Origin of the sequence: Algoriphagus formosus, from assembly GCF_002807035.1 — a bacterium.
GTDB classification, from domain to species: domain Bacteria; phylum Bacteroidota; class Bacteroidia; order Cytophagales; family Cyclobacteriaceae; genus Algoriphagus; species Algoriphagus formosus.
The window spans coordinates 450,402-463,867 of record NZ_NIUC01000003.1 but is presented as its reverse complement, the minus strand read 5'-3'; the positions used below and the strand labels follow the sequence as shown (position 1 = coordinate 463,867).

Sequence of the window (13,466 nt, the reverse complement as noted above, 5' to 3'; positions counted from 1 at the left end):
AGGCTATTTGATAATGATGGTTTTGTTGTTTCGGATCAGGTCCAGCATATCTTTTTTCACTTGCTCCAGGTAAGCCTCGAGCTCCTCCTCCGTAGAAATGGTAGCCTTGACTCGCGTCAGATAATATTCTTTGGGTTCATTGACCTTTTGACCTACTCCCGAACTGCTCTGCTTTTTACTGGCAAATCGGATGGTTTTCTCCAATTCATCAGCCTTGAATGCATTCGCTTGAGATTGTCGGAGCTTCAGTTGAGTAATGGAGGAGATTTTTCGGATTTGAGCAAGATGTGTATCCCGATCAGCGTAGACAGCAGATTCGGTGATGCCCATAGATTGAGCCTTTTCTTCCAGCTCCTCAAAGATTCCTTCATAGAGCTGCACCACTTCATTCCGCAATTGATCCATCCAAGCATTCAACTCATCCTTCAGCTCGCGATAGGCCTTGATAATATGACGCAAGTCATGCCGGGGATCATCGCTTCGTAGAAAGTCTGCGATTTTTTCCCCTTTCTCCATTGCCTCGGGAGACAGCTCTCGGATATTTTCCTGATTGTTCTTATGAAATTCCCGAATTGCATCGTAGTCCCCTTTAGCCCGTGACATCAGTTCGGCCATTCCTTTGGCCAGATCAAAAGCTTGTTTCAGATCTTCTTTTTGATCCTCCAGGCGTTTGAACAGCGTCTTAGGTTCTCGGGAAGTTTTCAGATCCTCCAGCTTTTTTCGTAGCTGATGAAAAACAACCCCAAAAGGATATGCTCCATAGAAGGTGTCCTCGTCCTTTTCGTAGGAAATATAAATTCTATCCAGCTCTGCTTTGAGGTAATCAAATAGCTCTCCTCCATTAGTACTCCGTGTTAGGTCTTTGTTAAAGACATATTTGAAATGATCCTGTACTGCATCGAGGGTACTTTGGGGAATTTCCTCGCCAGCCCGAACGATACAAACCGCTCGCTCGGAGGTTTTCATGGCATGCTCAATAAAGTCTCTGGACGGATAGCGGGGACTGTTTTGGTAGACGAACTCCCGTTTCTTCTTGGCCTCCAATTGGAATAGCGCCTGAAGCACTGCTTCAAACTTCCATCCAAAAGGCGCTTTTTCGAAGTGCTTAATGATATCTTCAACGCTGAGCTCATCCCCTCTCGCTGTGATAAAGTCGTTGACCTCCTGCTCGGCGGCATCAAGTTCCAGACTACTCTGAACCCCACGCTTCATCAGGTCACGGAGCTCACTTTGGTTTCTGACGTAGTTTTGAGTCAGGTGATTCTTACTGTATACCCGCTCCAGGTGTTTGGTGATCGCATTTTTCAGCCGTTCCTGAGGAGAGGTTCCGTTGATTTCGGAGGGGTCTACCACTCGTTGTCCCAAAATAAATTCAGTATCAGGGAATAGCGCATTGATCCGATTCTCTATCTTAATTCGAAGGGCATCATTGCGAACCTTAAAATTATCTATGGTTTTGGCTCGTTCGCCAGTTGCCGAGTCAGAATTGAATGCAAAGAACTTCTTGGTTCGCACGTACCATTCGAAGTCACGCTGCAACTCCTTGTCGGCCATAAACCAAATACTTACTCCCACCATCATATCATTTTGGGAGTTGATCAGAGCTTTGGAATGGTAGTCAGCTTTATCCGTCAAAAGGACCTTGAGTTGGAAATCCCCATTACGGAAGATCTCCTTATCATCGATCCAATAGGAAAGTTTGTAGTCACTTTGCCCAAAGCTAATCTTATTGGAAAGATTGGTAATTCGACGGAAAATCGTGTCAAATTCTGACCATCGATCTTCTAAGCTGAGACTTTGGTTTTTGATGTAGTTCTGTACATCGATTTCATCCTCATTGAAAAAGAAGAAGGCGCTTTTTTCCTCTCTTATAATGCTTTATTCTACCAAACGGTCTAACACCTCCTTGATTTTAGTCTGGAGCTGAAGTTTATTCTGATCCAGTGTATCCATCATCAAGATGGCAAGATTGTCCACATTGGAAGGGAAAGTCAGCTTGATCGAGTCAGGAAGATTAGAGATCATAAAGAGCGTCTTCACTACTCGCTGAGCAAAATCATTTTGCTGCACATAGGGTAACTGAAGTGCGGTTCCGATCGCTCTAAGACCTCGTTGAGTCAGATTTTGCTCCAGTTGCTGATTGAAAAATTTATCAAAAGGAATGAATTCACCTACCGGAAGCTTTTGGTTTTGTCTGACTGTAAAATGAGTGATACCTAATAGGGAACGCTCGTTATCCTTGACCTGCTTGATTACATAGCCCAGATTTTGGAATGCCTCGAAGACATGAGAGATCAGCTTGAACTGATAAGGAACAAAAGGATAAGCAAGCTCAAAGGACTTAAGATCGACGTAACCTTTGTAAAGTTCATGTTGAACTTTAAACTGATTGTGGATATAATCGGTATTGTCGCGATAGATCTTTCCCAGGACTTCGATCCCTTTTGCGTTCTTATCCAATATCCGCTTTTGGGTAATGTATGAAGCATCATTGCTCTGCAAAGAAATCCGGGTATCAAATCGGCCCAGGATTTTACCAAATTCATCTTTAGTATCCTCAACTCCATCAATGCTCTCTGATACCTCTTCCAAAGTCTGCTGAGCAGTACAAGCTATCCAGACTTGGTTATTTAAGTCTTGGCTAACCCGCTCAATGATATTTTGAAAATTCAATAAGATCTCCTTATTACTTCCGATGTACTGGGAAATCTCATCCACCAAGAATAGAAGTCTATACTGAGGACCTTTATCTTTGAGGTATTCCTTGAGCTCAGGAATCAAGACACCTTCTATGTCTATTTTGAAAGCTTCAGGATCGGTCAATCGATGATGCAGGGAGACAGTATCCATTTCCGGAACCAATCTTTTCCCCAGTTCTAAAATGGACTCCAATTCAAAAGAAGCAATGCTTGCCGCCTCTGATGTCCAGTCCTCATGTCCGAGTTCTTCCGCTACCAAGAATTTGAACTCATCCAGTTTGCCCTTTTTATCCAGGTATTTTTCGAATAAAACTGCAAGCTTGATATCATTCGCATTATAGCCACGGGCTTTATTGAGCATATCGAGAAATACACGAGTCAATCGCTGCTTGTATTGATCATCAGAGGTGACATCTTCTACGTTGAACAGGATATCCTCAACCTCTATGCTTTGGATCTTTTTCTCGAGAAGCTTGATGTTACTGACCGTGATGTCCTCCTGCTTTCCGGCCTGAGTGGTGTCATACTTTTTTGCTGCTTCTGCAAAGTGAGCAAATGCATCTTCGGAAGTCTCGGAATTCAAACAATAGTGGGCGTATTTAATAAAGTGCGACTTACCTGAGCCATAGTATCCATTGATCCAAATGCCTGTTTTTCCCAATCGCCTATTTACAACAGTATCGAGCAGTAGGTAAAGTTTTTCTAAAATTTCATCAGTGAAAATGTACTCCCGAATTTCCTGGTTGACAGTTTCGGCGTTTTGGTTACTGACGACTACAGCGGAGTTGATTTCCCGGTCAATCGACTTTTCAAAAATCTCATTGATAATCATATCACTCATTGATTAAAGTGGTGGCCCGGTAGAGATTTTCATCGTCTACCAGTCCGAAAAGATTATAGCGTGGTTTCACTTTTCCGGGGTAAAAGACGATGATCTTATACTTCCCGACATTTTTTTCAAAATTGTTCAAAAACTTACTGGTACGGAGATAAGGGAAAATTGCCCCCCAACCGTAAATAAAGACGTAGGCTACTTCAAACTTTTCAGAAGCTTCCAAGTGAGCTGTAATCCTTTTATGAATCCAATCTAAAAATTTGGAATCATTTGCATCTTTCAAAAGAGCCTGGTGAACCTTATCCGGTTTGCTTGATTCAATTTCCAGATAGAATTCTAATTTGTTCTTTTTCCCAAACTTCTCACTATCCAAAAAGGCTAAAAACTCCTCGAATATATCCAGAGTAAGGACATTCAGATAATTGTTTGGTCGATGAAGTCGATCCCTGATATCCAAAATTTCCTGGCGTATTTTATACTCGTCCTTTGGATCATAGCCATACATATAAACCGGCCAGAAAAGCTTGGCTGTATTGTAGTCTTGAAAGTCCTTGTTAGAAAGCTTTTCGTAAAGTTCGGCTACAGTCATCTGATCAGTTCACGTTCATTTTTTGATAATAAGCATGCATCAAGAAACCAAGCTTCACCGATTTGGATGAAGAATTCCCAAAATCCAGAGGATTGGGCTGGTAATTTTTGAAGTTTGCCTCTATTTAAAATTCCAACTTCTCGCAAGCATCTCAAAAAGACAGTAATTACTTTCAACCGAGTAGAATCCGACCATTCCATAATATCTTCTTCAACAGATGCCAAAACATCCAGTCTCATTTGCAGATCAAAGGTATCCAAGGTCGTTTCCAATCTTTTCCACTTAGCAAGCACTACTTCAAATTGAAAATCCTTTGTGATTTCATAGTTCTTAAGTACGATGAAAAATAACAAAATATTTCGTTGGTCAAAAGTAGCAGTTTCGTAAAATGACCAAAACCCTGATGGTAGGTTAGCAATCCGGCGCTTGATTTCAGTGATGATTCTTTTGCGAGCAGATTCAGTTTTGATTCGCATAAACTGATTAGCCTTAGATTCTTGGTTAAGGAGTTCTATTTGGTTTTCCTGCTCAAGAATTGGAATCAGCTGTTCGAACTCATTGAAAAGCAGCGCTCCAGAGGTAAGGGCTATGTATTTTGGAGTTTTCATGGGTGGATTGAGTCTTAAAAATAGAATTTCTAAAGGGAAAAGGAAGGCTAAACTCTACTTCATTTTCAAACGATTTGACATTTCGGATAAGAATGCATTTTGCCAATTCTTAAAAAGGCAGTAGTTTTCACTTTCAAAATTTTATAACCACGAATCAAAAATGCCCTACCTCCATACTATCGGATTAGAAAACTTTCGACTTTTTAAAGAAAAGACTGTTTTTGAATTAGCCCCAATTACGATATTGACAGGGATCAACAACTCCGGGAAAAGCAGCCTAATTAAGGCTTTGCAATTAATGCAAAGTAGCTTAGAGTCCACTAAAGAGTTGAATGAATTAAACTTTGTTGGAGGAAGGCATAATTTGGGGACCTTTTCACAAACAAAAAATATTGATTCAGCGGATAATTCAATTCGACTCATTTTTGATTTTGATTTACGAAGCATTGATTTTCAAACACTATTAGAACTTGAGTATTCGGTTACAAAAAACGAACAAGAATCGGGGGTACTTACAGGTTTAAGGGTTTTGGTTGAAGGGGAAACCCCAATCATTTCAATGAAATTTGACCTATTGGATGTGAAATGGAAAGTGAAATTGGATCTGGAGTATCTAATTGGCTACTTTTCTGAGAAATTCAATCAGCAATACTTTTCTGATAAAAGAAAAAGTGAGGAAGAGCTTCAAGATGAAGAATCAATTTTATCTAATTTATTTCCAAACCCAAACGAAGAAAGAGCCAATATTTTCGAATCATTTTATTCAAACAACCATAAATCAACATATTTTCCATATGAGGAATTTTCTTCAAAAGAATTGATTAGAGGGTTTTCCTCATTAAATGAAGATGTCAAAAATGCAATTCTTGAAAGAATAAAAGGAATGAGAGAAATTGGAAATTCTCTTGATATGGCAGGGGTAATTGGGACAGATTTAAAATTTATTGAAGTTGCTGAAATGCTACTTAATGATCTTGACCAATGGTTTTTATTGTATGACAAAAAATTAAACTTGGAATTAAGCACTCTTGGGGAATTCATTTTTAAAGATTTTTTGAAAAAAGAATTGATCACCTCATTGAGTAACTTCAATGAGAAATTCAAATTTGTGAATTCACTTTCATCAATAAGAGCTAATTCAGAAAGGCTTTATGCCAATAATTCCTCGATAGTCGACATTAATTCTTTATTAATTAATTACTCCAAAATTGATTTCGATAATACTCCAGACATTAAAAGGTTTGTAAAAAGGTCTCTGGAACATTTCAAAATTGGTGAAGGTTTAGAGGTGAAGAGACATCAAGGAGTTGCAACTGAGATTTTTATTTTAAAAAATGGCCAAAAAGTTTTGTTGGCTGATTTAGGTTTTGGATTTACCCAACTGGTTCCCATAATTGTAAAAATCGCATTAATAGCACATCAGTGCAGGGGATTGGATTTGCCTTGGGAAGATAAAATTGAAAACACCTTTCTTTTGGAAGAACCTGAAAGTAATCTCCATCCTTCATATCAGTCCAAACTGGCTGAACTAATTATTGATGCAGCAAGGACTTTTAATATCCAGTTCATTATTGAAACGCATAGCGAATACATGATTAGAAATTTCCAATATTTGACAGCTACCAAGAAGATCCCATCGAATGCAACCAAAATTTATTATTTCAATCAACCTGGTACAGAAGATTTTGAGGAGGCTCCTTATCGGGAAATTGAGATCATGAGAGATGGCAGGCTTTCGAATGAATTCGGTGAAGGATTCTTTGATGAGATTCCGCGGTTATTGGCATTTTTGTATAATTCAAATTCCAATTGATGAACACTATACCAAGTCACGTAATCATCAATGAAAAGGACTTTTCAAACCTGGAAGAAATGTATAAACACGGTCTTTCGGATGATGAAATTGCTTTATTACGAATTGAATTCACGAAGTTTCTCAAAGGTGCCTATGCAACGATTGAAGGCTTAAACGTGGAAGTGAATAAAGAGGATATTGAGAAAAGCTTCTTTTTACGTTTAGTTTTAGACAAGTATGCCACTCAGGGTTTTAGAACAAGGAAAATATCCGATTTGAACCAAATTTCAAATGATCCTTGGGACAGAAAAATACATTTTCATTTAAGTCTCGATTCATCCTTGAAACCAAAATCAGAAAAACCATTTTTTAGCCTTTCAAAACTACCCGGTGACTGGAAAAAACTATCTAATCAGAAAAGAACCATCTATAAGGTAGGTGGTCCTGGATCAGATTTTTCAGGTTGGAAAGGTCTTAACCTACAAAAAATTCCGATCAAAAATATACTAATAGTGGATCCATACTTTTTGGAGAGATTGGATCAATCAAAACTAAATTTGACCAGAATAATCGAAGGTCTGATAGATCCTAAAATGGCAGCTGAAGTTTCTTTGATGTTATTTGTGAGATACGATCAAGAAACTAAAGATTATTCCAAGAAGAAGGTAAAAGATTCAACAGAGATTCAGAGCATATTGGGGGCTAAATTTCCAAAAATTCGATTTCGCACCTCAATTGCCTACATAAGAAAAACCTTTACACATGATCGGTATCTTTTTACCGATTTCTACTATATGAGTTGCCAAGGCGGATTTAATTTTTACAATTTATCGGAAAAGCTGGATGGGAATAGATCAATAGATTTGAATATTTACTTTCTATCGGATCTGGATGTCGCAAAGGCCTATTCAAAGCGTTTAATTGAGATTCAAAGTTGGCTTAAATCAAGCCGTTCCTTATTTGATTCTGTGGGTGAGCTGGAGAATGGCCTTTTTGAAATTGAATACTAAATTTTATTTTTTAAATGAATTAGATATTATGATTTTCAAATGAATGATATCGAAAATACTGAACATCAAACCAGAATAACGTTTAGCTACAGCGCTTCAGCTACAAGTAGCAAAATCCTTATTTTATTATCTCAATTAATTGAAAAATCAAATCATATCATTTACAGGTTAGATTCCACTGATCCGAAATTTGAGATGGTTGTTCAGGGAAAAGTCGAAGGCAAGAATGAATTAACACCAATTCTAAAAAAAATATTTGGTAAGCATTGGCAAGCCGTCTACAAATACATTTCTATTCAGTACGAGGTCTTAGACAATACTGAGAACATTCATGGATCAATCAAAACAAAATCAAGTATTCGGACAATTTACACTCCTATGAAGGGCTAAGCATCATATTCATCCTCTATAAATAGGGGTTTTTTCTGAAGTGAAGTTTGAATTCAATTTCGCGCCGAGTTTAGTCTGGAAATAAAAAGTTGTGTTAGTATTTCTTCTAATAAGAAACTGTTTAAATAATTAAAATTCCGGAGCTTTATTAGATTTCAGATAGCCTCTCAGCAAGTCTTTCTTTCATTTTCTGATACCTTTCTTTTCCGTACATTTTCTCAAAAAAACTTTCATCGACAACGGGTATATGCTCGTCGTATTCAGGCGAGAGAAAGGAATTGATGTAAGCTCTACGATACTCCTTGTCTAATTGCTCTTTTAGAGACGGTTCTACTTTTTTGGTCATGGTTTCATAGTTTAGTTGATTACTTCTTTCCTTGCTTCTTGGCATTTTCTACAGCTCTCACTCTTTCTTGCATTCGTTTTTCTTCCCTTCTCCAATACCATCCACCCGTGACTGCAGGATTATAACCTCGACTTTTCCAGTCGTCATAATTATTCTGCCAAATTAAATCAAATGCACACCAAAGCTTCCAGTGTGGGTCATAGTCCAACTCTTCCTTGTTTTCAGGATTGACAATTTGTCCAAGTTCTTCAACCTGTTCTTCAGTTGGACCGACATCATAAAAATGATTCAACCATTCCCAGAGCTGATCCTCAGTCAAATCCCCAATCAGGTTATCCATCCAATAGAAGACAGGCCCAAGTAAAGGGCTTTTTACCAATTGGGTTTTGCCGTCATTAAATGTCAGGTCGCGGATGTTCATGAATGATTTGGTTTTTATCTTAAGGATCTCTTTATCTCCTACTCTCTCTTTGTAATAAGTAGATACCGGCAATGATCAAACCGATCCCGTAAATCACAGCTAAAAGTCCCATATGATATAATTTTCTGATGAACTGATTGATTCTCAAAAGTCATTTTGGCCTGCCCTTGTTCGATACTTCTTGTGAGGAAATTTTTAATCTGAGATCAAGATCGAACGAAATAAATAGAAATCCGAGTAAGAATAAGGAAGGTCTGACAGTTTGCGTCAGTCATTTCATCGGTTAGGAATGATTTACTTTTTTTAAGGTGTTTTAGGAAATGAAATAGATCATTTTACCGCCAGTTCCTATTGGGAAATAGCATGAATTTTAATCATAATGTAAAGTTTAAACATTGAAGAAATGAAAGATCAAAAATTAGGTGATGATGGATTTCACCTACAAGAAACGGCTAAGTCAGAAAGATATTCAACGTATTTTGCGATTAGAACCCTTATCAAAGAGTGTGGATTCACAGTAGAGAAAGCTCGCAAAACCTATGATGTAGATGAAGGAGAATACAAATCCTTACTTGAAGAATTCGAATCAATAGCGAAAGATGAATAGCCGCTGGCTTTAATCAGTAAAGAGAGAAGCCAGCATCAATAATCCAAAAATAATGAGCAACAAGAATTGAATGGATTTGAGTCTTTGCTAATCAAATAACTTATCCCGCGTAAATAATTCTTTATTGGCAAGTTTGAAAATTTCAAGTTTAAAAAGCAAGAATGTTAGTTTGCTCATAAATGTGTATTGTTTGAAAAACGGGTGCCTCGACCAAATCAAAACTGGGGTAAAAACTAATTAAAATTTTATCCACCCCCACCCCCTGAATTCACATTCAGGTGGTTTAGATTATATTTTATGAAAGCAAAAGAGATTGATCCGGTTTTTGAGCTCCTCCAACGAGCCACTGCGAAAATTTATCCCAACTACAGCCTTTTTCTGGAGGAGTTTTTAGAAAAGCTAAAGCCCTTCATCTATAATGAGCAGTCAAAAGCCAAAGCTCATTTTATTCATTTAGTAGGATTTGAGCAAAGAAAGAGGGCAAGAAAAATAATAACCGATGTTTTGGAGCTGCTACAGTGGCAGAACGAAACGATTTTCCTTTGGGAAAGTCAAGACCTAAATGGACCTTCCTTAGTATCTCAAGCTGTGGCTATGCAAAACACCTATGCCGAATTTCCAAAGGTGATTGTAACAGATGGACTTTATGAATTCTTTTATGAATTGCAATATGAGAATCTAAGACTATGCGAAGAAGGAAAGCCTGTGATCAATTTTCTCCAAGAAAGAGAATCATTGAATTTTCCTTCGTCCAAGTCAAATCCTCTTCGAGCGAACGGAAATTTGATAATCAGTTTCATCCCAAGCTTTGAAATGTTTGAAGCTGAGTATATCGGAGGGATGTTCAATTTTCTTTGGGAGAACCCTGCTAATAACTTTGAAAACTTCCGAAGAAGTTATTTTCCTAATGAATTGAAAAATTTGGTCGAGAAAGGTTTACTGAACCAGAAAGAGTTGATTTTTTTCTCAAAGGATGAGAGTATAACCATTCAGACAGTAATGAATGTAATTTCCCTCAAACCAATCATCGAATCACAAGGAAGGCAAATCTTAGCCACACAAGTAGAGATAACCTCTCGTACCTTATCCTATTTTCACCTATATGTGATATATAAAAAACTAAGCTACCCCAAGCTAAAAAAAGAAGCTCTTGCTTTTTTTGATCCGGTTTTTAGACAATACCCAAGATTGGCCAGCAACCTTCCAAAATTGGAAAAGCCAGAAAAAGTAAAACTCGATTTTATCGGAGGATGGAGGTTTTCAGTTGAAGGAGAATTGCTATAAAAAAATTAAAATCTCTAACGGTTATTAATTCTATTGATTCAATGGAAAGAAGAAAATTTCTTAAAACACTCTCCTTGGCAGCAGGGTCCACATTCGCGATAACGCATTCTTTGGCAAAAAGTGAAAAAGAATCACGTCATTTAATCGCGTTGGGAACAGCCGCCTGCCATTTCGCAGCAAAGAACATAAAAGAGCTTCCTTTTCAATCCGTTACGCTTATGGATGGGGAAAGACCAACATTCCATAATCAAGAAGGAGAATTCATCGAGTTTTCGCCTCCAGATTCTCTTTTCGAGTCAATTGGTTCAATGAAAATTCTAAAAAACGGAAACCTTCCCATTTTGCCTATTTCATCGGAAATCGATGACCATTTAAGGAGTCTGCAAGGTGATTTGGTCTTTTTGGCTGGTTTGGGGAAAGCTACTGGAACATTGCTGTTTCAGTCGATTGGATTGTACTATCAAAACCCAAAGCAAAATTTAGAATGGATAGGAACTTTACCCTTTGAATTTGAAGGAAGTAGGAAAAGTGCCCATGCCGATCTTGCTATACACCTTTTGGCAGAAAATGGCAAGGAACCTTCGGTAATCTATAGTGAAGAAATCAGAAAAACTTTTGGAAATATCTCTATCCGAAAGGCTTATGAAATGTTAGATCAGCGGGTTTATAAACTATTCAAAGGTTAATATTTCGTCCTGAATCCAATTTGATCTTTTTGAAGGGTTGATCGATGCCAGTGAGCTGTCAGAAACCGATTTTCATAGATATTTTTTGAATTTAGAAAATCAGCAAGGCCTAATACAAAAAGTCATCAGCTTCATTTTTCCAATCCAGATCTTTAACTGCTTCCTCTATGATTTGAGGTATTGAACGATCTTGTATTGAATCTTCAAACCAGTGCACTACGAGTTCTGAACCATCCGCAAATGGATCTCCTGCCAGTATATCGCTGGTCAAATATGCGTAGCATGAAAATAAAGGTAATAGAGAGTTGATCCCATCTTCTTTCGCTGAAATACTGAAGAGTTTCCGATCACCCCAGTTTTTTGGCACTCGTATCTCATCTTGGATAAATTCAAAAACACTTTCTTTTAAAGGATTTCCCTCCATCAGCCCTCCATAGGTGAAGGCCAAATGAAAGCCCTTTAGGGTTAGCTCAAGTCCTGAATCCAAAGTAACCTGAACAGGGTGAAAATTGTAATCCTCTTTATTATCGTCGAAGTCGAATGTCATGGTGAGTTTGGGTTCGAAAGAAGAAAGAATCTGATAGAATCAATTGTTTCAATCATACAAAATTCATTTTGATAATTTATTCTTTTCTCCAATCTGTATACGACAATTAGTGTCCCGTTGAGATTAAAAATAAACCCTAAAAAATTTTGAGCAACTCATAGCAATTAGCAAAATGATTCGGCTTTCTTTAAATGAAACGGTTTAAATGAGATCGCCATGAAGAAAAATGAGATGACAAAAAAAACTGGTCAATTAACTGAAATCAGATACAAACTTGCTGAAGAGTTTCCATGGTCCAGGAACATTCCAAGAGAGTTTATCAATCGGCTTCAATCGTGGTATTGTTTACCAGAAAGCAAGGCTAAGCCAACTATCATCAACCTTTGGGGTATGACTGGTGTGGGTAAGACAACTTTTGCCCGAGAACTTGTCAACATGCTTGAAATGAAAAAGTGCTTTTTTGAATTCGACGCAAGGCAAAGCAATATCCATTCTGATTTGATTTCAACAATCAAAAGCTTAGCAACGATAAGTCAGCCTGTTCGAGGAATATTTTTAATAGATAACTTTCATTACTTTTTGAAGAACCAGACTCCCCCACCCTTTGAATCTCCATCATCAAAAAGTCCTATTTGGAGAATTTTTGATGATGGCAAATTGACTTTGCAATACTCTGAAATTGGCTACAGGAAAATTAGAGAAGTCTATGATGAGTTTATGTATTGGTTCAAGAAAGGTATTTTGATCGAAAAAGGCTTGGTTTCAGATGCCTGTAAAGACTTCTTCATTGAAAAGCAGATTCCAACAGAAGCCAAACCCAAAAGCTTTCAACTTGCAAATATCGCTGAAGACCAACCGCCGCAATTTATTTTCTCCCGTTATGAGGCCAAAACTCTTTATAACTCAAAGCTACACGATTGCCACTCCTATCACGAATTCCTTTCCAAGATACGAACCATGGATGGTGATCAAATAAAGGCATTTTTAGATGAAATGATGATGAACGTATTGGAGCCAGAAACTATAGAGCTTTCTCAATGCTTATTTATTTTGGTTGGATCATTGGATGAGTTAGCGAATGAAGAAAGTCATCTGGATTTTGAAGAAATGACAGAAGAATTTGAATCTTCCTCAAAAAAAATCACTCAAAAGGATATTCAAAGGTTTCTTACCAAGTCAATAGGAAATCATCAACTATCCAGATTAGGATCGCATTACCTTTTCTTCCCTTCTCTTCCTACCATGGCATATTATAAAGTCATTGACAAAGAGCTAAGTAAAATTTCTACATACTTTGAGAAAAAGACACAAATACCGTTAAGGTTTGAAAATGGAGTTTTAGAGCTAATCTTTGAAAAAGGTGTTGAACCCTCGCTTGGACTACGACCATTATTGTCAACCATAGACCATTTGATTGGAAATTTTATTCCCACCATAATTATGTCACTGGAAATCTACAATTCAATCAAGAGTATTGAAGTTTACAACTCGGATAATGGTCTTGAAGCACACTTCATCATTGAAGGAAAGAACCCCATAAAGCTGTTTTACCCTATTTAGGTTTCTCCAGTAAAGTCAAAGAACAATTGTAGTCTAATCTCATTTTCTTTGATGTAGTTCTTCTCTGGCTACCGGAAACTTGCTAATCA

The 13,466-nt window shown here is 37.6% G+C and carries 13 protein-coding genes; 6 read left to right on the top strand and 7 right to left on the bottom strand.

From position 1 onward, the window contains the following. Positions 1-3: 3 nt before the first annotated feature. The 4 genes from CDH51_RS17535 to CDH51_RS17520 all read right to left on the bottom strand — a co-directional run bounded on the left by CDH51_RS17535 (position 4) and on the right by CDH51_RS17520 (position 4,731). Positions 4-1,635: a hypothetical protein gene (locus CDH51_RS17535; RefSeq protein WP_100629835.1), complete on the bottom strand. Its 1,632-nt coding sequence runs from the start codon at positions 1,633-1,635 to the stop codon at positions 4-6. 243 nt (positions 1,636-1,878) lie between these two features. Further along, complete coding sequence (brxC, locus tag CDH51_RS17530) at positions 1,879-3,540, bottom strand: BREX system P-loop protein BrxC (protein WP_100629834.1); 1,662 nt, start codon at positions 3,538-3,540, stop codon at positions 1,879-1,881. Beyond that, positions 3,533-4,123, bottom strand: coding sequence for a BREX protein BrxB domain-containing protein (locus CDH51_RS17525; protein ID WP_100629833.1), 591 nt, complete (start codon positions 4,121-4,123; stop codon positions 3,533-3,535). Before CDH51_RS17525 ends, brxC begins: the two co-directional genes overlap by 8 nt. After that, complete coding sequence (locus CDH51_RS17520; protein WP_100629832.1) at positions 4,120-4,731, bottom strand: BrxA family protein; 612 nt, start codon at positions 4,729-4,731, stop codon at positions 4,120-4,122. The genes CDH51_RS17525 and CDH51_RS17520 overlap by 4 nt, the downstream gene beginning before the upstream one ends. Positions 4,732-4,891: 160 nt before the next feature. Between CDH51_RS17520 and CDH51_RS17515 the strand changes: the two genes are divergently transcribed. Further along, on the top strand, positions 4,892-6,544 hold the full coding sequence (locus CDH51_RS17515; RefSeq protein WP_100629831.1) for a DUF3696 domain-containing protein: 1,653 nt from the start codon (positions 4,892-4,894) through the stop codon (positions 6,542-6,544). Beyond that, the gene (locus CDH51_RS17510) at positions 6,544-7,536 is read left to right on the top strand and encodes a hypothetical protein (RefSeq protein ID WP_100629830.1); all 993 of its coding nucleotides are present in this window, start codon (positions 6,544-6,546) and stop codon (positions 7,534-7,536) included. The genes CDH51_RS17515 and CDH51_RS17510 overlap by 1 nt, the downstream gene beginning before the upstream one ends. 538 nt (positions 7,537-8,074) lie before the next feature. Here the strand turns inward: CDH51_RS17510 and CDH51_RS17500 are convergent. Both CDH51_RS17500 and CDH51_RS17495 read right to left on the bottom strand, forming a co-directional pair. Then, entirely contained in the window at positions 8,075-8,272 is a 198-nt protein-coding gene (locus CDH51_RS17500) for a hypothetical protein (RefSeq protein WP_100629828.1), read from the bottom strand. A 19-nt stretch (positions 8,273-8,291) separates the two neighbouring features. Then, a complete protein-coding gene (locus CDH51_RS17495; RefSeq protein WP_157807160.1) occupies positions 8,292-8,693 on the bottom strand; it encodes a hypothetical protein in 402 nt (133 codons plus the stop codon). Positions 8,694-9,096: 403 nt separating this feature from the next. On the opposite strand from CDH51_RS17495, the gene CDH51_RS17490 reads away from it, so the two are divergent. The 3 genes from CDH51_RS17490 to CDH51_RS17480 all read left to right on the top strand — a co-directional run bounded on the left by CDH51_RS17490 (position 9,097) and on the right by CDH51_RS17480 (position 11,270). Then, positions 9,097-9,300: a hypothetical protein gene (locus tag CDH51_RS17490; RefSeq protein ID WP_100629826.1), complete on the top strand. Its 204-nt coding sequence runs from the start codon at positions 9,097-9,099 to the stop codon at positions 9,298-9,300. Positions 9,301-9,597: 297 nt separating this feature from the next. Beyond that, the gene (locus CDH51_RS17485) at positions 9,598-10,584 is read left to right on the top strand and encodes a hypothetical protein (protein ID WP_100629825.1); all 987 of its coding nucleotides are present in this window, start codon (positions 9,598-9,600) and stop codon (positions 10,582-10,584) included. A gap of 41 nt (positions 10,585-10,625) precedes the next feature. Continuing rightward, on the top strand, positions 10,626-11,270 hold the full coding sequence (locus CDH51_RS17480) for an FtsZ/tubulin family protein (protein WP_100629824.1): 645 nt from the start codon (positions 10,626-10,628) through the stop codon (positions 11,268-11,270). A gap of 109 nt (positions 11,271-11,379) precedes the next feature. On the opposite strand, the gene CDH51_RS17475 is transcribed toward CDH51_RS17480, so the two are convergent. Continuing rightward, a complete protein-coding gene (locus CDH51_RS17475; RefSeq protein ID WP_100629823.1) occupies positions 11,380-11,817 on the bottom strand; it encodes a hypothetical protein in 438 nt (145 codons plus the stop codon). Between the two features lie 231 nt (positions 11,818-12,048). Here CDH51_RS17475 and CDH51_RS17470 point away from each other — a divergent pair, with 231 nt between their 5' ends. Continuing rightward, complete coding sequence (locus tag CDH51_RS17470) at positions 12,049-13,377, top strand: AAA family ATPase (protein ID WP_198514334.1); 1,329 nt, start codon at positions 12,049-12,051, stop codon at positions 13,375-13,377. Positions 13,378-13,466 lie beyond the last annotated feature (89 nt).

Bases quoted from the DNA above. Each gene is read 5' to 3' on its own strand.
- CDH51_RS17490 (WP_100629826.1), top strand. From the start codon at position 9,097: ATGAAAGATCAAAAATTAGGTGATGATGGATTTCACCTACAAGAAACG.
- CDH51_RS17500 (WP_100629828.1), bottom strand. From the start codon at position 8,272: ATGACCAAAAAAGTAGAACCGTCTCTAAAAGAGCAATTAGACAAGGAG.
- brxC (WP_100629834.1), bottom strand. From the start codon at position 3,540: ATGAGTGATATGATTATCAATGAGATTTTTGAAAAGTCGATTGACCGG.
- CDH51_RS17485 (WP_100629825.1), top strand. From the start codon at position 9,598: ATGAAAGCAAAAGAGATTGATCCGGTTTTTGAGCTCCTCCAACGAGCC.
- CDH51_RS17480 (WP_100629824.1), top strand. From the start codon at position 10,626: ATGGAAAGAAGAAAATTTCTTAAAACACTCTCCTTGGCAGCAGGGTCC.
- CDH51_RS17495 (WP_157807160.1), bottom strand. From the start codon at position 8,693: ATGAACATCCGCGACCTGACATTTAATGACGGCAAAACCCAATTGGTA.
- CDH51_RS17515 (WP_100629831.1), top strand. From the start codon at position 4,892: ATGCCCTACCTCCATACTATCGGATTAGAAAACTTTCGACTTTTTAAA.
- CDH51_RS17510 (WP_100629830.1), top strand. From the start codon at position 6,544: ATGAACACTATACCAAGTCACGTAATCATCAATGAAAAGGACTTTTCA.
- CDH51_RS17525 (WP_100629833.1), bottom strand. From the start codon at position 4,123: ATGACTGTAGCCGAACTTTACGAAAAGCTTTCTAACAAGGACTTTCAA.
- CDH51_RS17470 (WP_198514334.1), top strand. From the start codon at position 12,049: ATGACAAAAAAAACTGGTCAATTAACTGAAATCAGATACAAACTTGCT.
- CDH51_RS17520 (WP_100629832.1), bottom strand. From the start codon at position 4,731: ATGAAAACTCCAAAATACATAGCCCTTACCTCTGGAGCGCTGCTTTTC.
- CDH51_RS17475 (WP_100629823.1), bottom strand. From the start codon at position 11,817: ATGACATTCGACTTCGACGATAATAAAGAGGATTACAATTTTCACCCT.